This window comes from Guyparkeria sp., from assembly GCF_041687595.1.
In the GTDB taxonomy this organism is placed as follows: Bacteria; Pseudomonadota; Gammaproteobacteria; order Halothiobacillales; family Halothiobacillaceae; genus Guyparkeria.
Map to the genome: position 1 here is coordinate 16,186 of NZ_JAWLBP010000002.1, position 20,717 is coordinate 36,902.

General features: G+C 65.6%; 16 protein-coding genes and 3 tRNA genes. 11 read left to right on the forward strand and 8 right to left on the reverse strand.

Features of this window, described 5'->3' with window-relative positions; all coding sequences use genetic code 11:
- The first annotated feature begins 41 nt into the window (after positions 1 to 41).
- A complete protein-coding gene (gene dusA, locus ACESL5_RS00615) occupies positions 42 to 1,049 on the forward strand; it encodes a tRNA dihydrouridine(20/20a) synthase DusA (RefSeq protein WP_372590843.1) in 1,008 nt (335 codons plus the stop codon).
- Here the strand turns inward: dusA and ACESL5_RS00620 are convergent.
- Together ACESL5_RS00620 and ACESL5_RS00625 are read right to left on the reverse strand one after the other, a co-directional pair.
- Positions 1,034 to 1,531 (reverse strand): hypothetical protein, encoded by a 498-nt coding sequence (locus ACESL5_RS00620; RefSeq protein ID WP_372590844.1) that lies wholly within the window; start codon positions 1,529 to 1,531, stop codon positions 1,034 to 1,036. The two genes, dusA and ACESL5_RS00620, sit on opposite strands and share 16 nt — an antisense overlap.
- A 24-nt stretch (positions 1,532 to 1,555) precedes the next feature.
- Positions 1,556 to 2,158 carry a lytic transglycosylase domain-containing protein gene (locus ACESL5_RS00625; RefSeq protein WP_372590907.1) on the reverse strand — a complete coding sequence of 201 codons (603 nt, stop codon included), beginning with the start codon at positions 2,156 to 2,158 and terminating at the stop codon, positions 1,556 to 1,558.
- Positions 2,159 to 2,222: 64 nt separating this feature from the next.
- Here ACESL5_RS00625 and ACESL5_RS00630 point away from each other — a divergent pair, with 64 nt between their 5' ends.
- The 5 genes from ACESL5_RS00630 (at position 2,223) to ACESL5_RS00650 (ending at position 6,331) form a co-directional block, all read left to right on the forward strand.
- Complete coding sequence (locus tag ACESL5_RS00630; protein WP_372590845.1) at positions 2,223 to 2,630, forward strand: DUF1249 domain-containing protein; 408 nt, start codon at positions 2,223 to 2,225, stop codon at positions 2,628 to 2,630.
- Between the two features lie 86 nt (positions 2,631 to 2,716).
- Positions 2,717 to 2,792, forward strand: a tRNA-Gly gene (locus tag ACESL5_RS00635).
- Positions 2,793 to 2,798: 6 nt separating this feature from the next.
- Positions 2,799 to 2,872, forward strand: a tRNA-Cys gene (locus tag ACESL5_RS00640).
- Positions 2,873 to 2,982: 110 nt separating this feature from the next.
- Complete coding sequence (locus tag ACESL5_RS00645) at positions 2,983 to 4,062, forward strand: YbhN family protein (protein ID WP_372590846.1); 1,080 nt, start codon at positions 2,983 to 2,985, stop codon at positions 4,060 to 4,062.
- Between the two features lie 7 nt (positions 4,063 to 4,069).
- Complete coding sequence (locus ACESL5_RS00650) at positions 4,070 to 6,331, forward strand: glycosyltransferase (protein ID WP_372590847.1); 2,262 nt, start codon at positions 4,070 to 4,072, stop codon at positions 6,329 to 6,331.
- A 13-nt stretch (positions 6,332 to 6,344) separates the two neighbouring features.
- On the opposite strand, the gene sohB is transcribed toward ACESL5_RS00650, so the two are convergent.
- Positions 6,345 to 7,430 (reverse strand): protease SohB, encoded by a 1,086-nt coding sequence (gene sohB / locus ACESL5_RS00655; RefSeq protein ID WP_372590848.1) that lies wholly within the window; start codon positions 7,428 to 7,430, stop codon positions 6,345 to 6,347.
- Between the two features lie 116 nt (positions 7,431 to 7,546).
- Here sohB and ACESL5_RS00660 point away from each other — a divergent pair, with 116 nt between their 5' ends.
- Positions 7,547 to 7,780, forward strand: a complete 234-nt coding sequence (locus ACESL5_RS00660; protein ID WP_372590849.1) for a DUF2789 domain-containing protein — start codon at positions 7,547 to 7,549, stop codon at positions 7,778 to 7,780.
- A 67-nt stretch (positions 7,781 to 7,847) separates the two neighbouring features.
- A complete protein-coding gene (locus tag ACESL5_RS00665; RefSeq protein ID WP_372590850.1) occupies positions 7,848 to 8,138 on the forward strand; it encodes a hypothetical protein in 291 nt (96 codons plus the stop codon).
- A 33-nt stretch (positions 8,139 to 8,171) separates the two neighbouring features.
- On the opposite strand, the gene ACESL5_RS00670 is transcribed toward ACESL5_RS00665, so the two are convergent.
- Both ACESL5_RS00670 and ovoA read right to left on the reverse strand, forming a co-directional pair.
- Positions 8,172 to 9,359, reverse strand: coding sequence for a MalY/PatB family protein (locus ACESL5_RS00670; RefSeq protein ID WP_372590851.1), 1,188 nt, complete (start codon positions 9,357 to 9,359; stop codon positions 8,172 to 8,174).
- Positions 9,356 to 11,485 carry a 5-histidylcysteine sulfoxide synthase gene (gene ovoA, locus ACESL5_RS00675; protein ID WP_372590852.1) on the reverse strand — a complete coding sequence of 710 codons (2,130 nt, stop codon included), beginning with the start codon at positions 11,483 to 11,485 and terminating at the stop codon, positions 9,356 to 9,358. The genes ACESL5_RS00670 and ovoA overlap by 4 nt, the downstream gene beginning before the upstream one ends.
- A gap of 294 nt (positions 11,486 to 11,779) precedes the next feature.
- Here ovoA and ACESL5_RS00680 point away from each other — a divergent pair, with 294 nt between their 5' ends.
- Both ACESL5_RS00680 and ACESL5_RS00685 read left to right on the forward strand, forming a co-directional pair.
- Complete coding sequence (locus ACESL5_RS00680) at positions 11,780 to 12,244, forward strand: methyltransferase family protein (protein WP_372590853.1); 465 nt, start codon at positions 11,780 to 11,782, stop codon at positions 12,242 to 12,244.
- 131 nt (positions 12,245 to 12,375) lie between these two features.
- A complete protein-coding gene (locus ACESL5_RS00685; RefSeq protein ID WP_372590854.1) occupies positions 12,376 to 16,371 on the forward strand; it encodes an EAL domain-containing protein in 3,996 nt (1,331 codons plus the stop codon).
- A gap of 123 nt (positions 16,372 to 16,494) precedes the next feature.
- Here the strand turns inward: ACESL5_RS00685 and ACESL5_RS00690 are convergent.
- The 3 genes from ACESL5_RS00690 to ACESL5_RS00700 form a co-directional block, all read right to left on the reverse strand.
- Positions 16,495 to 16,571: transfer RNA gene (locus ACESL5_RS00690), tRNA-Arg, on the reverse strand.
- A 62-nt stretch (positions 16,572 to 16,633) separates the two neighbouring features.
- Positions 16,634 to 18,274, reverse strand: coding sequence for a phosphoglucomutase (alpha-D-glucose-1,6-bisphosphate-dependent) (gene pgm, locus ACESL5_RS00695; RefSeq protein WP_372590855.1), 1,641 nt, complete (start codon positions 18,272 to 18,274; stop codon positions 16,634 to 16,636).
- Between the two features lie 51 nt (positions 18,275 to 18,325).
- Positions 18,326 to 19,288: a bifunctional enoyl-CoA hydratase/phosphate acetyltransferase gene (locus ACESL5_RS00700; RefSeq protein WP_372590856.1), complete on the reverse strand. Its 963-nt coding sequence runs from the start codon at positions 19,286 to 19,288 to the stop codon at positions 18,326 to 18,328.
- Positions 19,289 to 19,496: 208 nt separating this feature from the next.
- Here ACESL5_RS00700 and ACESL5_RS00705 point away from each other — a divergent pair, with 208 nt between their 5' ends.
- Positions 19,497 to 20,705: a TsoY family (seleno)protein gene (locus ACESL5_RS00705; protein ID WP_372590857.1), complete on the forward strand. Its 1,209-nt coding sequence runs from the start codon at positions 19,497 to 19,499 to the stop codon at positions 20,703 to 20,705.
- Positions 20,706 to 20,717: the final 12 nt, after the last annotated feature.

Sequence of the window (20,717 nt, forward strand, 5' to 3'; positions counted from 1 at the left end):
CGACTACAATGCCGCCCCTTCACGATCACGCCCTGACTGCCATGCCCGATCAAACCAATCCCTGGCGCTTCTGCATTGCCCCGATGCTCGACTGGACCGACCGGCACTACCGGTTCCTCGCCCGGCAACTGACCCGGCACGCGCGGCTGTACACCGAGATGGTGACCACCGGGGCGCTGCTGCACGGGGACGTCGAGCGGCACCTGCGCTTCGACGCCTGCGAGCACCCGGTCGCCCTGCAACTGGGCGGCTCCGACCCGGCGGCACTGGCCGAGGCCGCGCGCATCGGCGCGGAATGGGGGTATGACGAGATCAACCTCAACGTCGGCTGCCCCAGCGACCGGGTGCAGAACGGGGCCTTCGGCGCATGCCTGATGGCCACTCCCGACCTGGTGGCCGACTGCGTGGCCGCCATGAAAGAGGCGGTGGACGTCCCGGTGACCGTCAAGAGCCGGATCGGCATCGATCACCGGGAAAGCTACGCGGAATTCCGCGATTTCGTCGATATCGTCGCGGATCGCGGCGGCTGCGAGGTGTTCATCGTCCACAGCCGCAAGGCCTGGCTGTCCGGCTTATCGCCGAAACAGAACCGGGAGGTACCGCCGTTGCGGCCCGAGTTCGCCCGGCGAATCAAGGCCGATCGGCCCGAACTCACGGTGGTGCTCAACGGCGGTCTCACACAGGTCCCGCAGATGCAGGAAGCCCTCGAGGGAGTGGATGGGGTGATGGTGGGCCGGGCGGCCTACCAGGATGTCGGCCTGCTAGCCGGCATCGACGCGGCACTGTTCGGCGAACGGGGAGAAGCCGACCGGATGGAAGCCCTGAGTCGGTATCGGGACTATGCCGCGGGGCAGGTCGCCGAAGGCGTGCGCCTGCCCACCCTGATCAAGCCCCTTCTGACCCTTTTCCAGGGCCAGCCCGGGGCACGCGCCTGGCGGCGGCACCTGAGCGAGCAGGCACCGAAGCGACCGGGCGATGTCGAGGTGATTGCCGAGGCCGCCGCACTGCTGCGCCCGGCGATCACCGGCCTGAATCAGCCGCGCAGCTGAGTGCCGACGGAGAAGCCTGACAGGCGATAGGCCCGGCCAAAACCGCTGACGTAGCGGCCCTCGCCCGGCTCCAGCGCGACGAGGTGAAAGTCCCCGAGCCCGCAGAGCAGGTCCACCGTCTGACCGTGACACCGGCGAAGTTCGGTGGTGACCGCCTTGAAGGCGGCCGTATCCCGCCCGATCTCGCCGACCGTCGCCTGCCACTGGGCCCGTTCGCGGGCAAAGGGATTGCGGGTGTCGGCCTGGTCGGCCATCAGGGCGACACTCGCCACGCCGGTCGCGAGCATGGCCGGGGTATGCGGCGCCAGGTCGCTGGCGAGCACGAAGAACGCCTCGCGGTGGCGAACGAACGGCAACGTGCCGATCACCGGGGGCGCGCCGTCCGGGGCGTCGACCGCCAGCACGAGGGCCGTCTGCCCGCCGACGAACGACTCGAACCGGGACTGAAGCTCCTCTTCGTCGGGTTCGCCGCTCCGGCTCATTCCGAGTCCCCCGACAGGCCCCGTTCAGCCATTGCCGCGATAAGCCGCCTGCAACTGCATCACGCGTTTCACGTAGGTGCGGGTCTCCTGATAGGGCGGGATGCCGCCGTGGCGAGTCACTGCGTTCTCGCCGGCGTTGTAGGCAGCCACCGCAAGCTCGCGGTCCCCGTCGAACATGTCGAGCAGCAGCGCCAGATAGGCCACGCCGCCGGCGATGTTCTGGTCCGGGTTGAAACGGTCGCCCACGTCGAAACGCTCGGCAGTGGCCGGCATGAGCTGCATCAGGCCGCCGGCTCCCTTGGGCGAGACCGCATCGGGGCGGAAGGCACTCTCGGCATGGATCACCGCGCGGACCAGTGCCGGATCGACTCCGTAGAGTCCGGCAAAACGCGAGACTTGCTCGGCATAGCTTTCCCGGTCGAGTCGGGGCAGGACGCGATAGCCGTCCCGCCAGGCCTTGGGCTTGGTGGCCTCGCTCTTGCGCCACAACTCGTAGGGGGCATTCGAAGTCTCGGTGGGGACGTTGGTCAGGTGAGTGACCCCGTTCGCATCACGGTACTTGTACACGTCGGCATCGGCCGCGGTGGCGAAAACCGTGGAGAGGAATGCCAGAAGACAGACGGGCAGGAAAGTGCCTGGCCTACGACTGTTTCTGGTGACAAGCCTCGCGGTCGTCCATAAACTGACGGGCATGAACGTCAACACCGGTATCCCTCCCTTCGTCGAACACGATCCATTCGATCAGTTGATGGATCTCTATGAGCAGAACTATATCCTGATTCGTCGCCTCCTTGGCGACCTGCGCCGGCTGGACGTGGGCGACGAGTTCGCCCTGGACTTCCAGGTCACCGCCCGTATCACGGAGCGCGGCCGATTCACGCTGGAACTGTCCTTCACCGATCACACCGTACTCGATTCTCGTGACCAGCCGGTTATGCTGCGAGTGCGCGTCTATCTCGACGCCCGTTCGGCCGAACTGCACGACCCCAGGCACCCGGCCAGCTGCCTGCAGGCCGACAGGACCGAGTGTAATCGCGCCCGACAGTCACGCAACCGCATGTTGCAGCGATGGCTCCTGGCACGACTCCGGCACCGCTGACGGAAACGCCGCGACGGGCCGGGATGGCACGCGGCGACCACCACTTGACAAGGGGGCGGAACATGCCGAGAATTGCGCCCCCTGACGCGGGAATAGCTCAGCTGGTAGAGCACAACCTTGCCAAGGTTGGGGTCGCCGGTTCGAATCCGGTTTCCCGCTCCAGATTTCGGCTGGATGGCAGAGTGGCTATGCACCGGATTGCAAATCCGTTTACCCCGGTTCGACTCCGGGTCCAGCCTCCAAAAAGGAACGCAGACAACCCGCCTCGTGCGGGTTTTTCTGTGCCCGATCACCGGGCCATCTCGCCTCACGAGGCCACCGCCTGGCCGACCGGCACGGGTTAACACCTCGCATGACCACCCCCAGTCGCCAACCCGAGCGCTTCGAGATCCAGAACGAACCGACCTTCCGGGGTCGTCGCCTGCTGTGGTTCGCCCTGCTGTTCATCGGCCTGAGCCTGCTCGGCATCTGGGCGGTGTACTCGCAGGTCGCCGGGCGGGAGATCGAATGGGATCCGCGCCTGCTCTCGCCCCAACTGATCCTCGCCAGCCTCGCCCTGCTAATGGTCTACTTCGCGGCGGACGGGCTGCGGCTGTGGTTCACCCTGCGGGCACTGGGCCATTCCGTGCCGCTTTCGGCGATGGCCAGGCTGGTGTTTCTCAACATCTTCGTCTCGAACATCACCCCCCTGGCCACCGGCGGCGGGGTGGCGCAGGTCTGGTTCATGCGTCGACGCGGCGTGCCGGTCGGCATCGGACTGACCGCGACCACGATCCGCACCGCCCTGGCCGTGCTGTTCATCTTCGGTGCCACGCCGGTACTGCTGCTGACCCTGCCGGGAGCGGAAGCCGCCACCCGCAGCAATTCGCTGCTCGCCACGCTCATCGTCAGCGTGATCCTGTACCTCGGCTTCTTCAGTGTCCTGGTGCTGCGGGCCAACTGGCTGTTGCGCCCCCTGCTCGGGTTGCTGAAGCTGCTGCGACGGCTTCACCTGATCAGCGCCCCTCGACACTATCGCTGGCGACACCGTCTGGTCCTCAACCTGCAGCAGTTCGCCCACGGCTTCGTGCGCTACTTCCAGGGCCGCTGGATCGACATCGCGGCCTCGTTCCTCTTCACGGCGATATTCCTGCTGGCCCTGTTCTCGTTTCCCGCGCTGCTCTTCTGGGCATTGGGCTACGGTTTCGACTATTGGGTAGTGATCGGACGGATGGTGATGACCACCTTCGTGATGTACTTCTCACCGACCCCAGGCGCCGCGGGGATCGCCGAGGGGGTATTCGGCCACTTCTTCCGGGACGTGGTCACCGCCTCGCATCTCGTGCTGGTGACCGTGGCCTGGCGCGCGCTGACGATCTACCTGGGCATGCTGATCGGCCTGTTCGTCACCCAGCGCGAGCTCACTGCCACCCGGCACCCGAACGGCTCGTGAGGAACGTATGACCCGCCTGACACGATGGCTCACCCCACGACGGCTCAAGCTGGCCTTCTACCTGACACTGGCCGCCATCGTGCTGCTGATTGGCTACCGGCTGTACCTGTCGATCTACGAGCAGGGCTACCACGCCGCCCACGCCGAGCAGATCGACCGCATCCAGTCGAAAGTCGACGGCGAGGGACTGAGCTTTGCCGTGGTCGGCAACATCAACAACTCCGTCGGCCTGTTCGAGCGCAAGATGATCCCGATGCTCAACCAGGCCGGCCCGGATTTCGTCGTGTCGGCAGGCAATGCTGTCAGCGGCGCCGGGGAAGACAAGTACCGGGCGCTCCACCGCACGCTCTCGCACCTGGAGATGCCCTATGTCCTTACCGCCGGCGAGAAGGAGGGCGGCGCCTTCGGCTCGTTCAACTTCTACGAGCACTTCGGCCCCTTCTTCCACGGCTTCCGGGCCGGCAACAGCCAGTTCCTGTTCCTCGACAGCACCAACCCGAACACCTACCCGTTCCAGATCCACTGGCTCGAGCAGCAATTGCGCGACCCGTTCCCCAAACACCGCTTCGTGTTCATCGGCCACCCGATGTTCCAGACGACGCACACGAGCCCGATCGATTCCGACAGCCAGTACCTGGCGGACACCGAGTTTCGCGACCGCCTGCACGAGTTGTTTCGAAAACAGGGCGTCGACGCGGTCTTCTCGAGCAACCTGCACCTGTTCGACCGACAGGAACGCGACGGCGTCAACTACGTGGTCACCGGCGGGGCCGGCGGGCTGGTGCTCAACGACGACACCAGCTTCTATCACTACGTCGACGTGCAGGTGACCGACGACCAGGTGACGCTCGGGGTCGAGCGGCTGGACATCGGCCAGCACCAGTTCTTCAAGACACTGGAAAGCCTGTGGTTCTTCATCCACTCGCTGTTCTACGTCGGGCACCTCAACTTCCTGCTGGTCCTAGGTCTTCTCATCCTGCTGGCCATCAAGCTCTACAGCACGATCTTCGTCGAGCGGGACTACTACCGGAACTACGACCTCGACACCTCACCCTGGCGCGACCGCTCGCTGAGCATCGCCATGGTGACCAACAACTACCTGCCGTTCATCGGCGGCGTGCCGATCTCCATCGACCGCCTGCGCCGTGGGCTGGAACAGCTCGCCCACCGCGTGCTGATCGTCGCACCGAGCTACCCGGATCAGGACGACCACGGCACGCACGTGGTCCGGGTGCCCTCCTGCCGGGGCATCGACAAGCAGGGCGAGTTCCGACTGGCCAATCCGCTCTCGCCCGCCATTCGCCACGGACTCAGGTCGTTCGCTCCGGACCTGATCCACATCCACCACCCGTTCTGGCTGGGGTGGGTCGCGCAATGGCATGCCCGCCGGCTGAAGGTCCCGACGGTATTCACCTATCACACCCGACTGGAGCACTACGCGCATTTCGTTCCGCTGCCCGGACCCCTCTTCCGCAACCTGATCGCCCACACGGCCATCCGGCGATTCGCCAACCGCTGTGACGGGGTGATCGTGCCGACCGCGTCGGCCGAGGAGTACCTGCGGGTGATCGGCGTGACCTCGCCCATCTACATCCATCCCACCGGGATCGACTTCGACCGTTTCCGGCAACCGGCGCCCAAGGCGGTGGCGAGGCTACGCGAGGAACACGGCATCGCGGACGACGAACGCGTGCTGGTGAGCGTCTCGCGCCTGAGCAAGGAAAAGAACATCGACTTCCTGATCTCGGCAATCGACGAATTGCGACGGACCAGTGAACAACCCTTCCGCTGCCTGATCATCGGTGAGGGCGATGAGCACGAGCGCCTGCAGATGCGCATCGAATCCCTGGGACTGGAACGAGTCGTGACGCTGGTCGGTGCCGTTTCGCCGGAAGCCATCGCCCACTACTACCAGTTGGGCGACCTGTTCATCTTCGCCTCGAAGTCCGAGACCCAGGGGATGGTCATTCTCGAGGCGATGGCCGCCGGCCTGCCGGTCGTGGCCGTGCGCTCGAGCGGCATCGATGACGTGGTCAAGCACGAGAACAACGGCTTCAAGACCGCCGAGAACATCCCGCTGTGGGTCGAGGCCGCCAGGCACCTGATCGAGGATGACGAGTTGCGAGCCGCGATGAGCGAACAGGCCGTGACCACGGCGCGGCGACATGCCATCGACCGATTCGCCAGCAACGTGAGCGGCACTTACGTCCAGGTACTGGCGCTATACCACCGGCAAGCGAACGACAACCCCACCCCTTCCTCCGACTGACCGACCGACACGCTCAGAGCGGATGGCGCCATTCGCTCAATGCCGACTGGGCCGAGGCACTCAGGCGAGCCAACAGGCCGTGCTTCTTGACCGGCTGGACGATCTCGAAGGCATCGCCCTGCTCCACCGCCTCCAGGATCAGGTCATCACTGGTGGCGATGTCGTCGATCAGCCCGAGTTTCAGCGCATCCTCGCCGAGCCAGTGCTCCCCGGTGGCCAGCTTGTCCAGATCCAGTTGCGGGCGGAAGCGGTTGAGGAATTGCTTGAACAGTTCGTGGGTCTGCTCCAGTTCCTCGCGGAACTTCTCGCGACCGGCCTCGGTGTTCTCGCCCAGCAGGGTCAGCGTGCGCTTGTACTGACCGGCCGTGTGCAACTCGACGTCGATGTCGTTGCGCTTGAGCAGGCGATGGATGTTCGGAATCTGGGCGACCACGCCGATCGAGCCGACGATGGCAAACGGGGCGGCGACGATCCGGTTTGCGACCGCTGCCATCATGTAGCCGCCGCTGGCTGCCACACGGTCGACCACGGCCACCAGCTCGATGCCCGCGGTGCGCAGGCGCGCCAGCTGAGCGGCGGCCAGGCCGTATCCCGGCACGATCCCACCCGGGCTGTCGAGCACCAGCAACACGCGATCCTCACCCGCTCGGGCGACGCGCAGCACCGCGCTGACCTCCTCGCGCAGGGCGTCGACCGCCGAGGCGCGAATGTCGCCCGTGAACCGCAGCACGAACGTGCGGGGCGGCTGCTCCGACTCACCGGCCTTCCCTTTCTTTCGCTCGTCCGCGGCCACCTCATCCGATTTCTCGGAGCCGTCACCGGAACCGCCGGACGTCTTTCCCCGGCGCTTTAGCATGCGACGCAACCGGCTTTTCACGCCGTCCTCGGACTTTTCGAGCGCCTCCCTGAGCTGCCGGGTACGCTTGTCGACCTCGTCGTTGAGACGCCGGACGCGGAGCGGCTTCGGGCCGGTCTCGGCGCCCTGCGACTGGCGTGCCTGGGCGATCAGGCCGATCACCGCCCCGACCACGAAGATCACGGCCACGACCCACGTCAGCGACTTGAGAAGGAACAGGAAATAATCATCCCACACGAGCATTTCTCCATGGACAAACACGGCGAGTATAGACGTCCGGGTCCCGGCACTGAAAAGCGGCTAGAATCCGGGAAGACAAGCATGGAAAACCCACTGGCAACCTGTCCGGAGAGACCTGCATGCAGCCACCGTTCCATCCCCTGAGCGAACTGTTCGATCAACTGGGACTCGAGTCGAGCGAGGAGGCCATCGAATCCTTCATCGAACGCCACCAGCCCCTGCCCAGCGATACCGCGCTGGCCGACGCGCCGTTCTGGAACGACAGCCAGAAACGATTCCTCACCGAATCCCTGGCCGATGACGCCGACTGGGCCGAAGCGGTGGACCACCTCGACGCCCGGCTTCGCGGCTGATTCCATCGAGGCCGGGACACCGGCTCTTCCTGATCGGCCTGATCGCCGCCACCGTGTTGCTGGCCGCTTGCGGCCCGAGATACCCGCTGGGCACCCCGAGGAGCAGTGGAACCGGACGACATCGGCCGAACAGACCGAGGCCAGGATCCAGCAGGCCGAACTCGATCGCGCGCAGGCGGAGGCACGGGAAGCCGAGGCGACAGCACGCGCCGCGGAGCTGGAGCATGCCCGGGCCACGGCCGCGCCCGGCGAGCGGGTGCAGTGCATCCGAGCCGAAAGCTTCCCGCGCGGGCAGATGCATTGCGAACTGGTCGTGGCCGACAGTCGAATCTACCGGGACCGTCGCCGACACCCCTGAACCGCCCTGGGGCATACCGGCGGCTCGTGACGGTCAGTCCCGGCCGAACGCCCGACGCAGTTGCTGCATCGCCTGATCGATGAGCTTCGTCGGGGTGGCGAGGTTAATGCGCATGAATCCCCTCCCCGGCTCCCCGAAGATGATTCCCTGGCTCAGACCGAGACCGGCCTCGTCGATAAAGAAGCGCTGCAGTGCGACGTCTCCGGGATCGGCCTCCGCGTCGGACAGCCCCATGGCGCGGCAGTCGAGCCACAGGAGGTAGGTAGCCTCCGGCATCATCGGCTCGATCGGCAGATCGGCCACCGATGCGATCACCCGGTCGCGATTGAGCGCAATCTGCGCCATCAGTTCCTCCGGCCACTCCTTTCCCAGGGTGTAGGCGGCCTTCATCGCGACCAGGCCGAATACCGACCCCTCCCCCAGGTGCATGCCGCGCCGCTCACGGTCAAACGTCAGGCGGTCCGTCGGAGGCGGGATCACGGCAAATCCCCCGCCGATGCCGGCGGTGTTGAAGGTCTTGCCGGGAGCGGAGACGGTCATCCAGCGCACGCCGGCATGGCCGGCGGCGTGGGCGAAAGGCGTGTGGGCCACGCCGGGATAGGTCAGATCCATGTGGATCTCGTCACTGATAACCATCACGTCATGGCGGGCGCAGATCGAGGCCACCTGCTCGAGTTCCTCGATCGACCAGGCCCGCCCGCCGGGATTGTGCGGATTGCAGAGCAGCAGCATCTCGGCGTCCTGCGCCAGTGCCTCGAGTTCCTCGAAGTCCATCTCGTAGCGCCCGTCCCGCTCGACCAGCGCGTTCTCCCGCAGCACCCGACCCTGATCACGCACCACCTGGAAGAAGGGAAAGTACACCGGCGGCTGGATGATCACCCGAGCCTCGGCCGAGGTGAAGGCGCGGATCGCCATGGCCATCGCCGGAACGACCCCCGGCACCGGCACGATCTGCTCTGGGCAGACGTGCCAGCCATGCTGATGGCACATCCAGTCGGCGATGGCTCGGAAATGCTCCGCGCCGGGCTTGGCATAGCCGAAGGCCCCGTCGGCCAGTCGTTCGGCCAGTGCCTCGGTTATGAAATCCGGTGCCGGGAAATCCATGTCCGCCACCCACAGCGGCAGGACATCCTCGCGGCCAAAGATCTCGGCGCGGCGATCGTACTTCTCGCAGCCCGAGCCCGGGTACTGGGCCAGACGGTTGAAGTCCGTGGCCGTCATCGCCGTGCCCAGACGGTCACCTGGCTGACGGTGTGCTGGTACTTGCGTGCCGTCTCGCGAATGACGAACGGGATGTCCGCCGGCTCGCCCACCAACTCGAAGTTCCGGTCGAGGCGCTTGATGAGCGTGTCGAGCGTGGTCACCGGTCGGCCGTCCTCCTCGAAGCCGCCCAGCCAGCGCTCGCGCGGCGTGGACTCCTCCTGCCAGGTATACGGCGAGGCCAGCACCAGCAGGCCACCCGGGTTGATGCGCCCGGCGATGTCGTCGAGGAACTTGCCCGGGTCGTAGAGCCGGTCGATGAGATTGCCTGCCAGCACCAGGTCGTAGCCGGTGAAGTGCGGCTTCATGTTGCAGGCGTCCTGCTGCCAGAACTCGATGTTGTCCCGCGATTCGACCCCGAGCGAGGACAACGACGCGGCGCGATCCTCGGTCAGGTCACCCTCGGTCGGCAGCGCGTAGGCGATCTGACCCTCGTCGAGCATGGCCTGGGCGATCTGGATGAAGCGCGCCGAGAAATCCAGCCCGGTGACCGAGTCGAAATGCGGGGCGAGTTCGAACGTCGCCCGGCCGGTGGCGCAACCGATGTCCAGTGCCGCACCGTGGTTTCGCCCCTCCATCTGGCGCAGGGCGTACTCGGCCAGCGCCCGCGGGAAGTTGGCCACCCCGAAGTACGAGCGGCCGTAGTGGAAGTCGCAGTACTGGGCGAGCAGTGCGTCGGTCTCGTAGTAGCCGTCATCCTTGCTGGCCGGTGGGCGCACCGGGTCGCCCTCGACGTAGCGGAACCCGGCGTGCTGGAAGAAGTGCCGGCGGAAGGCGTAGCGGGCATGGCGCGTGGCCTCGTTGCCTGTGGAGATCCAGGAGCCGCCCTTGATCAGGTTGTGCCGGTTGTCGAAGGTCGGCACGGAGAAGTCGTCGTAGATCGGGTGCGGCTCGAAGCCCTCGAAGGCGTCGATGGGCGTCTCGGTCCATTGCCAGACGTTGCCGATCACGTCGAAGTGCTCGCCGTGGACGAAGCGATTGACCGGGCAGGCCGAGGCCCAGTACTCGAGGTTGATGTTGCCTGGCGCCCGCTCGCCCCACTCCGGCTCGTCCGGCACGCCGGAAACCTCTCGCAGGCGCTCGTATTCGGGCTCGGTGGGCAGGCGGATGCTTCGTCCCGTCTCCTCCGAGAGCCAGTTGCAGAAGGCCTTGGCCTCGAGGTAGTTGACGTCCACCGGCCAGTCCCACGGCATGTCGATCTCGTGGGTCATGGCCCGATAGCCCCAGCCATCGCCGCGCGGCACCCAGAAGACCGGGTGCTTCGCGCCACGGTAGTCGAGCCAGCGACGCCCTTCCTCCGTCCACCAGGCCGGCGTCTCGTAGCCACCGGCCTCGACGAAGGCGAGGAATTCCGCGTTCGAGACCTGCATGCGACTCGCCTTGAAGGGCTTCACGGTCGTTTCCAGCCGACCGTACTCGTTGTCCCAGCCGTACAGGGGCGCGTCATGCCGCTTGCCCTGCACTACCGTGCCGCCCGGGACGTCGACCAGATCGTTGGCCGGTGCGGCTTCCGGTTTCGCCGCGGCGATGTCGCACACCGGCCAGTCGTCGTGCGGTCGCACCCAGCGGGTCTCGAGCTGCCGGATGAGCACCGAGGAGGTCTCCAGGTGGATGCGCTCGTGCTCGATGCCCATGAACACCGCCCAGGCGGGATGGTCATCCCAGCGCACCGGCGGGGTCCAGTCCAGTTCGGAGATGATGCTGTCCACCCGTTCGCGTACGGCGCGGCGGTACTCGCGCACGCGGTCGACGGACGGCCAGTCGTAGTGCGCGTCGTTGAGATCGTCCCAGCTCATCTCGTCGACCCCGATGGCGAACATGCCCTCGAGCGTGGGATCGATGCGGGTGGTCGCCTTCGCCGTGACCAGCTTGTTGATGTAGAAGGTCGCGGTATGGCCGAAGTAGAAGATCAGCGGATGGCGCAGGGGTTCGGGACGCTCGAAGAAGGCCTGGTCGTCCGTGATCACCTCGAACAGCTTTTCGTAGACATCCATGGTGCGATGAAAATAGTCACGCACATGCTCTCGCTTCTGCTGGGCATCCTCCCCGGTAAGCAGCACCGAACGGCTCTTGATCCTCGACAGCATTCCACAGCCCCTCCAGTATGGATGTATGGCCACCCGAGTCGCTCTCACCCGGACAGCCGTAATAGCGAATCAGACCGACGGCCGCACGTGGCTCGAACCGGACAGCCTCCGATCGACCGAAACCGGTGACGTTCGCATTCGCTCGCAAGTCCCTAGACCTTAGGCCAAGAAACCGAAGGTATCGATACTCGATCGATGACTGGCAAACCGGCCCGTCGTCGCCGACCGCTTCCCTGCGCTACACTCGACGCCCATGAGCGCCATTCATGCCCGCCAGCCCTGGCCTGACGCCAAATGAAGATCAGAATCAACATGCTCGTCCCGCCGCCCGTGGCACTACTGATCGGCATCGCGCTGATCTATGCCCTGTCGGTCAAGCTGCCGGCGACGAACTTCAATCTGCCTGGACAGGCGTGGCTCGCCGGTCTGCTGTTCGTCGCCGGGCTGGGGCTGATGCTCGCGGCGGCCTGGGCGCTGCAGCGCGCGCACACCACGATCAACCCGATCTGGCCCGACCATGCAAAGCACCTGGTGACCAGCGGCATTTTCCGCTTTTCCCGCAACCCGATCTATCTGGGCGACAGCCTGATTCTCCTCGGCATGGTGTTCTGGTTCGGCAATTGGCTGGGCATCGCGGTCGTGGCACTGTTCCTGCTGTTTATCGACCGGTTCCAGATCCGGGCCGAGGAGCAGGCCCTCAGCCGGCTGTTCGGCGAAGGTTACCGACAATACCTGTCGCACACCCACCGCTGGTTCTAGTCGGGCAAGCAGCCCGACGAGCCGATGGACTTTGATATGCCGGCAGAAAACTTTGATTGGCCGACATTGCCCTCCGTAGTTAGCGTGGCCAGACACTCGACAATACCGACCAGGGGCCGGGAACCCAGTCCATGATGCCGCCTACCACGCCCTTCACGGCGAGAACCTATCTGCTGATGGTGATCGCGGCCTGCACCATCTTCGGCGCCCTGGGGCTGCTCGCCCCGCTGGTCCTCGACCAGCCAGGGCCGCTGGGGCTTCCCCTCCGTCCGGCAAACGCGGCGGTCGCGATGCTCGCCGGCTTGGGGCTGGCCGCCCACCTGCAACGCTGGCGCATCCTGCAGTATCTCAGCGGCGGGCTGCTGCTGGTCCTGGCGGCCCACACCCTCTGGCGGAACCTCACCGGGGTGGAGGTGCCGAATGTCTCCACGCTGCTGACAAGCGCCGAAGGCCTGCCCTGCGACGTAACCCTCCTGCTGCTGGCCGTCGCCATCTGTCTGCTCATCCCGGGAGGATCCCGGCGCGCACGCCGGCCTTGGCAATGGGTCGGCTGGGTGATGGTGATCCTGGGTGTCTTCTCGGCCATGTGGGTCGCACTTGGCCAGGCACCGTGGCTGCAATTCCAGCCCAGCACGGCCTGGACAGGCATCCTTTTCACCATCCTGTTCGGCGGCGCCCTGATCCTCGGAGCCCGCCAGGACGATGGCGACCTGCGCCAGCTCGGGAAAGGGGCCATCATCGCCGCCGTGATCGGCTCGCTCCTCAGCGCACTGGCCTGGCACCAGCTCTCGCTGCGCCATGACCGGGATCTCCAGCAGATGGGCGGATCACAGCTCGACCAGATCGAGGCAATCACGCACTGGACCATTACCGACCGGGTCGACACCCTGAGACGACAGGCCGAACGCTGGTCCCTCGCCGACGGGTGGCCCGGCGCGGAAGAAGCCAGGCACCGTGATGCCCAGAGCTACCTGCGGGACCTGCCGGACCTGCAGGGGCTGGCCGTCATCGATCACGAACTGGAACCGCTGCACGAGGTCGATCGCACCTCCCGGGCGGCGGAGTTGCGCGCCCGGGCACTTGCCCGGGAACCGGTGCGTGAATGGCTGACGACCCGCACCACGGAGCCCGGGATTTACCTGCTTCCAGAAACACCCGAACCGCGCGATGTCACCATGATGGTGAAATTGCCGCTTTCAGAGGAACAGGACTCGACCGAGCAGCTGTTAGCGACGCTGGACCTCGGTCGCCTGCTGGAGGAGGCTATCCGGCTCACCACGCAGATACTGTCCGTCCACCTGCTGGTCGACGGAGGTGCCGGACTCGATCTCTACAGCGACCCGGGTAACCACGAGCATCTTGCCGTGTTGGCCGAGCGCGAAATGGCCCTCCCCCATGGCCCGACCCTGGATGCCATCGCCTACCTGGAGAGTGGTCAGGAATCCCGGCTGGCCGGTCTCCTGCCCTCGGCGGTTGCGCTGATCGGACTGGTCGCGACGGCTCTGGTTGTGCTGCTGCTCGCCATCGCTCGCAGCCGGCTCCGCCAGGCACGACGACTGATGAAGATCCGCACCGAACTGGAGGCCCAGCAAGGCATCCAGTCGATGATCCTGCACGGGAACTCGCTCGACGACATTCTCGACCGGGTCTGTCACCTGGTGGAGGAACAGGGACCTGAGTATCGATGCGCGATCCTGCTCAGCGACCGGGAGCGCCGGAAGCTCGCACTCGCCTCGGGGCCGAAACTACCGGACTCCTTCCGCGAGGCGATCCGATCCGTGGCCATCGAGCCGGATCGTTGCGCCTGCAGCACAGCGGCCTACCGGGGCGAACCGGTGTTCACCGAGGACATCGCCACCGATCCGTGCCGGGACCACCTCAGAGACGTGGCGCTGAAAAACGGCCTGCGGTCGTGCTGGGCCTATCCCCTGCTTTCCTCCGACAACGACGTGCTCGGCGCCTTCGCCACCTATCGGGAGACACCCGGCCTGCCCCAGGCATCCCACGGCCGCCAGATCGCCCGAATCGCCGACCTCGTTTCCCTCGCGATCGAACGGCATCGCGACCGGGAGTCACTGGAAGAGAACGAGCAGCGATTCCGCTCGCTGTTCCGTTACAACCCCGACGCGGTGTTCTCGCTCGACCGGGAAGGGTGCCTCAACAGCTACAACCACGCCACCCAGACCATTCTCGCCCTGTCACCGGAAGAGCTGACCGGCAGGAAGTTCGTCGGCCTGGTCGACCCGGACGACCGACAGCCGGTCGCCGAGGCCGTGCACCGGGCAGGCCGGGGGCGGAGCCAGCGCACCGAGATTGCGATCACGCACGCCGACGGCAGCCGGCACGAACTGGATGTCACCTATCTGCCGATCGTCATCGACGGCAGCATCGCCGGGATCTATGCCATCGCCAAGGACATCACGATCCGCAAGCGACAGGAGAAGCGCCTGCGGATACTCGAGCGTAGCGTCGAGGCCAGCATGCACGGCGTGGTGATCGTCGACGCCCGCCAACCGGATCTGCCCATCATCTACAGCAACGCGGCCTTTTCACGGATCACCGGCTACACGCCCGAGGAAGTCGTCGGACGAAACTGCCGTTTTCTACAGGACGAGAAGACCGACCCGGAGAGCGTGGACGAGATCCGTCGCGGCATCGCCGAGCGCCGGCCGGTGCACGTGCTGCTGCGCAACCGGCGCAAGGACGGCAGCCTGTTCTGGAACGAACTGCACATCGCCCCGGTGGACGACGACGCGGGGAATGTCACGCATTACGTCGGCCTCCAGAACGACGTCAGTGAGCAGAAGTCCTACGAGAAACAGCTGGCCTACAACGCCACGCATGACGCCCTGACGGGACTGGCCAACCGGGCCCTGTTCGAGGATCGCCTCGCATACATGGTCAAGGTCGCCCGGCGACGGGGTACCCGCGTGGCAGTGCTGTTCATCGACCTCGACGAGTTCAAGCCGATCAACGACAGCCTCGGGCACGCCGTCGGCGATCGCATCCTGATGGAGGTGGCCAAGCGACTGTCCGACCAGATGCGGGAGGAGGACACGCTGGCCCGCTTCGGGGGCGACGAGTTCGTCGCCCTGCTGGCCGACATCCACAGCGAAGCGGATGCCTTCGAAGTGGCCGAGCGCCTGCTGCCGACGGTGGCCCTTCCCTATCGGCTCGACGACCACGAACTCTACCTGAGCGCCAGCATCGGCATCGCCGTGAGCGAGCCGGACACGGACAATCCGCCGATCCTGATCCAGCAGGCCGACATGGCCATGTACCGCGCCAAGCAGCAGGGGCACAACACCTGCCAGTTGTTCACCGGCGAGATCAACACCCAGGTGCTACAGCGCGTCGGACTGCGCAACGACCTGCAGGAGGCCATCGAACACGAGGATTTCGAGGTCCACTACCAGCCGCTGGTCCACAGCGACGACCAGCGCATCGCGGGGCTGGAGGCGCTGCTGCGCTGGAATCACCCGAAACACGGCCATGTCTCGCCGGCGACGTTCGTCCCGCTGGCCGAGGAGACCGGGCAGATCATCCCCCTGAGCGAATGGGTGCTCGACCGGGCCTGCCGCGACATGGAAAACCTCTGCGACCTCGGGCTCACGAATGCCCGCATGGCCATCAATCTCTCGCCGATCCAGTTCAACCGGCCCAACTTCCTCGACACGATCCGCCGCACCCTCGCCCGTACCGGGCTCCCGGCCGAGCGGCTGGAACTGGAACTGACCGAGGGCATCCTGATGAACGACACCGCCTCGGCTATCGAGGTGCTGAAGGCGCTGCGCGAAAGCGCCATCAGCGTGTCCATCGACGATTTCGGCACCGGCTTCTCCAGCCTGAGCTATCTCAAGAACCTGCCCATCGACACGATCAAGATCGATCGCAGCTTCGTGCAGAACGTGGAGACCAGCAGCGACGATGCCGCGATCGTCCAGGGCATCATCTCCATGGCTCACCATCTCGGCCTGACGGTGGTGGCCGAGGGCATCGAGACCGACGCGCAGCGCGCCATCCTCACCGGCTACGGCTGCGACATCCTGCAGGGCTACTTCTTCGCCAGGCCAATGCCGATGGCCGACCTGACCGACTATCTCCAGCAGACCCGGCAGATCGCATAGAAAATCTCGTGTCTCCGGCCGCCGCCTCTCCCGATCCAGGGCGTGGGTTCCGGCACACAACGAGAACGCCCCCGGAGCCGAGGCTCACGGGGGCGTTCTCAATGCGCGCGTCACGCGACTGTCTGGTGCGCCCGACAGGATTCGAACCTGTGACCTTCGGCTTCGGAGGCCGACACTCTATCCAGCTGAGCTACGGGCGCGTGAGAGGCGGCATGATAGCGGGTTGAACCGCCGGAGTCCATGCCCTGCCGTCCCCGACGGCTCAGTCACCCAGCGCCCTGTCGACGACTGCCTGGGCCTCCGACAGGATCTCCTCGAGGTGGGCGCCGTCATGAAAGCTCTCGGCGTAGATCTTGTAGATCGGCTCGGTGCCCGAGGGGCGCGCGGCGAACCAGCCGTTGGCTGTCTCGACCTTCAGACCACCGATCGGCGCATCGTTGCCCGGGGCGCGCGTGCGGATGCCGGTCACCGCCTCCCCCGCCAGCCGGTCGATCGACAGCGAGTCGGCGTCCAGCCCCTTGAAACGCGACTTCTGCTCCGCGCTCATTGCCGCGTCGCGGCGCGTGTAGAAGGGCTGGCCGTAGCGGTCGATCAGGCGGTTGAAGCGGGCCCAGACATCCTCGCCGGTCACGGCCAGGATCTCGGCGGCGAGCAGCCCCATGGTGATGCCATCCTTGTCGGTGTTCCAGACCTGCCCGTCTCGCGCAAGGAAGGTCGCCCCGGCAGACTCCTCGCCACCGAAGCCCAACCAGCCGTCGGTCAGCCCCGGCTGGAACCACTTGATCCCCACCGGCGTCTCGAAGACCTCGCGCCCCAGACCGCCCGCGACGCGGTCGATCATCGAACTGGAAACGATGGTCTTCCCTACCTTGAGATCCGCCCCCCAGGTCTTGCGCTGGTCGAACAGGTAATCGATCGCGACCGACAGGTAGTGGTTCGGATTGACCAGGCCGCCTTCGGGACTGACGATCCCGTGCCGGTCGGCATCGGTGTCGTTGCCGAAGGCCACGTCGAAACGATCCTTGATCTCGAGCAGGCCGGCCATCGCGTGCGGCGAGGAGCAGTCCATGCGGATCTTGCCGTCGTGATCGAGCGTGATGAAGCGAAAATCCGGCTCGATCCGATCGTTGACCACGGTCAGATCCAGGCCGTAGCGCTCGGCGATCGGCTCCCAGTACGGCAGCCCGGCACCGCCCATCGGATCGACGCCGATGGACACGCCGGCACCGGCGATCGCCGACATGTCGATCACCTGGTCGAGCGCCTCGACGTAGGGTCGGACAAAGTCGACGGCCTCGGCCGCATCGCTCTTGACCGCCCGCTCGAAGGGCATGCGCCGGATCGATTGCCAGTCACCCATCAGTTCATTCGCGCGTCGCTCGATCCAGCCGGTCGCATCCGTGTCGGCCGGACCGCCGTGCGGCGGGTTGTACTTGAACCCCCCATCGGAGGGCGGGTTGTGCGACGGCGTGAGGATAACGCCGTCGCAGGGCGAGCCGGCCGTCTCGCGGTTGGCGCTGATGATGGCTCGAGAGACCACCGGCGTCGGCGTCGGACCGTAGCCTTCCTGGTAGCGAAACGGCACGCCGGCAGCCGCCAGCACCTCGACGGTCGTCATGAACGACGGCCAGGCCAGCGCATGGGTATCGATCCCGATCAGGATCGGACCGGTGATGCCTTCGGCCCGGCGATATTCCACCAGCGCGGCCGTCACGGCGGCGATGTGCGCCTCGTTGAAGGATGCGTTCAGGCTAGAACCGCGATGCCCGGAGGTGCCGAAACCGATCCGCTGCGACGGATCTTCCACGTCGGGCTCCGTCTGGTAGTAGGCGGCGATCAGTCTCGGCACGTCGACGAGATAGTCACGCGGGGGGAGCTGTCCGGCAAGCTCGTGCAGTGGCATGGCTGGTTTCCTTGAAAATGGGTTCCGTAAGTCGTTGGGAAATGTCCGGCGTCAGCCGGTCGGGGGGTCGACGACCACCGCCTCCTCGGGTGACAGCGGGTCCAGGCTTTGCTGGCGATGCTCGGCCACCCGGGCGAGCGCGAGCGAGGCCATGCGCGAGAACTCGGGATCGCTGCGCGAGGTGAGTACCACCGGCACGCAGGCCCCGACCACCACGCCGGCGAAGTCGGCTCCGGCAAGATACTCGAGGTCCTTGTAGAGAATATTGCCTGAGACGAGATCGGGAACCAACAGCACATCCGCGTGCCCGCAGACCGGGCTGTTGATGCCCTTCAGGCGCGCCGACTCCGCCGAGATGGCGTTGTCGAAGGCCAGCGGCCCGTCGACCTGCGCATGTTCGATCTGGCCGCGCTCGCCCATCTTCGCCAGGCAGGCGGCATCCAGGGTGGAGGCAATGGCCGGGTTGACGGTCTCGATCGCGGACAGGGCGGCCACGCGGGTCCGGTGGTTGCCCAGCCACCAGGTCAGGTTGACGGCGTTCTGCAGGATCTCGGCCTTGGCACGGATGTCCGGCTCGATGTTGATCACCGCGTCGGTGATGTAGAGCAGCTTGTGATAGGTCGCCAGCTCGGCGACGAACACGTGCGAGATCCGCGGCCCGCGTCGCAACTGGCGGATGATCGGCCGCAGGAACACGTCCGTGTGGATATCGCCCTTGACCAGAAGCCGCACCCGCTCGTCGAGCACGGCGGCCACCGCCTCCTTCGCGGTCGCCTCCGGGGTTGGCGTGTCCACGATGGGAAAATCCGCGCCGAATGCCTCCAGCAACGGCGCGATGCGCGCCTTTGGCCCGAAAAGCATCGGCTCGATCAGGCCGGCGTCGGCCGCCGCAATGGCCGCATGCAGCACGTGCTCCGACCCCGCTCCGACGATGGCTGCCGGGGCCGGCGGCAGTTCGCTCGCCTCGTCGAGCATCTGCTGCATGGTCCGGATTTCAGGGAACTTATGCTCCATTAACAGCTCCTTTGCGTGGGCGACCACCGAACGGTGGTCCGCGCGATCGTAACCGAATACCAGTGTAGGCCGGCCGGATGACGACAGGACAACCCGCCGTTCGTCATGGACGGAACAGCGGAGGTGGTGTCGGCCCTTGAAGATTAGCGTTTACTGATATATAAAGCGCTTATCTTCCATTAGCAACTTTGAAAAGGTGAAGGGACCCATGCTGAAACGCGACCTCAACTCGTCGTACAACCCGTTGTTTTTCCTGGCAGCGCTGGGGGCCGGCGGCCTGGCCGTATCGTTTTTCATGTACCCCATGTTCCTGGTCAGCCATCCGGACACCCCCATTCCGACGTTCAACCACCTCTGGCCGATCCTCTCCGGCCCGGTTTCCTGGCAGTCGGTGCTGCTGGGCCTCGACCTGCTCGCCGTGCTGTTCTTCGCTTACCTGCATTTCCGGCTGTTGTTCTGGAATATTCGCGAGTACCGGCAGTTTCGACAGACCGAGGCCTATGACAAGCTGCGCAACAGCAACGCCGAGATCTCGTTGATGGCCATCCCGCTGACGCTGGCAATGACGATCAACGCGTTCTTCGTGCTCGGTGCGCTGTTCGTGCCCAACCTGTGGTCGGTCGTCGAGTACCTGTTCCCGATGGCGCTGACCGGCTTCGCCGCCGTGGGACTCTACGCGCTCAAGATCCTGACCACCTACTTCGCGCGCACACTGACCAACGGCAACGTCGACTTCTCGACCAACAACAGCCTCGCGCCGATGATCGCCATCTTCGCCCTGTCGATGATCGCCGTGGGCTTCGCCGCACCGGCGGCCATGAGCGAGAACCGCGCGATGATCACGGTGGGCATGCTCGCCTCGCTGTTCTTCCTGACCATCGCCGCCCTGCTCGCCATCATCAAGCTGGTGCATGGCTTCCAGGCGATGATGGCCAAGGGCATCAACGAGGCGGCCAGCCCGAGCCTGTGGCTGATCATCCCGATCCTGACGCTGATGGGCATCACCTGGATCCGGCTCTCGCACGGTCTGCATCACGGCTTCGAGGAGCCGATCAACCACACCGGTCTGCTGATGCTCGGCGCGGTGATCCTCTCGGCGCAGGTCCTGTTCGGCCTGATCGGCTATGCCGTGATGAACCGGCTGGGCTACTTCAACCACTACAGCAAGGGGGAGAAGGGCAACGCCGGCACCTTCTCGCTGATCTGCCCGGGCGTGGCGTTCTTCGTCTTCGGCATGTTCTTCGTCCACGTCGGCCTGGTGCACAACGGCCTGATCGAACATTCCACCTGGGCGCACTACCTGGTGATGATCCCGTTCGTGCTGGTGCAGGCGAAGACCATCGAGGTCATGCTGCGCATCAAGCGCAACATCCTGCACGCCGAGCCCGCCCTGGAGGCCAGCCCGGCACGGGGCTGATCGTCGCGGGAG

Bases quoted from the DNA above. Each gene is read 5' to 3' on its own strand.
- ACESL5_RS00650 (WP_372590847.1), top strand. From the start codon at position 4,070: ATGACCCGCCTGACACGATGGCTCACCCCACGACGGCTCAAGCTGGCC.
- ACESL5_RS00645 (WP_372590846.1), top strand. From the start codon at position 2,983: ATGACCACCCCCAGTCGCCAACCCGAGCGCTTCGAGATCCAGAACGAA.
- ACESL5_RS00700 (WP_372590856.1), bottom strand. From the start codon at position 19,288: ATGGAGCATAAGTTCCCTGAAATCCGGACCATGCAGCAGATGCTCGAC.
- ACESL5_RS00670 (WP_372590851.1), bottom strand. From the start codon at position 9,359: ATGACGGCCACGGACTTCAACCGTCTGGCCCAGTACCCGGGCTCGGGC.
- sohB (WP_372590848.1), bottom strand. From the start codon at position 7,430: ATGCTCGTGTGGGATGATTATTTCCTGTTCCTTCTCAAGTCGCTGACG.
- ACESL5_RS00680 (WP_372590853.1), top strand. From the start codon at position 11,780: ATGAAGATCAGAATCAACATGCTCGTCCCGCCGCCCGTGGCACTACTG.
- ACESL5_RS00660 (WP_372590849.1), top strand. From the start codon at position 7,547: ATGCAGCCACCGTTCCATCCCCTGAGCGAACTGTTCGATCAACTGGGA.
- ovoA (WP_372590852.1), bottom strand. From the start codon at position 11,485: ATGCTGTCGAGGATCAAGAGCCGTTCGGTGCTGCTTACCGGGGAGGAT.
- ACESL5_RS00630 (WP_372590845.1), top strand. From the start codon at position 2,223: ATGAACGTCAACACCGGTATCCCTCCCTTCGTCGAACACGATCCATTC.
- ACESL5_RS00705 (WP_372590857.1), top strand. From the start codon at position 19,497: ATGCTGAAACGCGACCTCAACTCGTCGTACAACCCGTTGTTTTTCCTG.
- pgm (WP_372590855.1), bottom strand. From the start codon at position 18,274: ATGCCACTGCACGAGCTTGCCGGACAGCTCCCCCCGCGTGACTATCTC.
- ACESL5_RS00620 (WP_372590844.1), bottom strand. From the start codon at position 1,531: ATGAGCCGGAGCGGCGAACCCGACGAAGAGGAGCTTCAGTCCCGGTTC.
- ACESL5_RS00685 (WP_372590854.1), top strand. From the start codon at position 12,376: ATGATGCCGCCTACCACGCCCTTCACGGCGAGAACCTATCTGCTGATG.
- dusA (WP_372590843.1), top strand. From the start codon at position 42: ATGCCCGATCAAACCAATCCCTGGCGCTTCTGCATTGCCCCGATGCTC.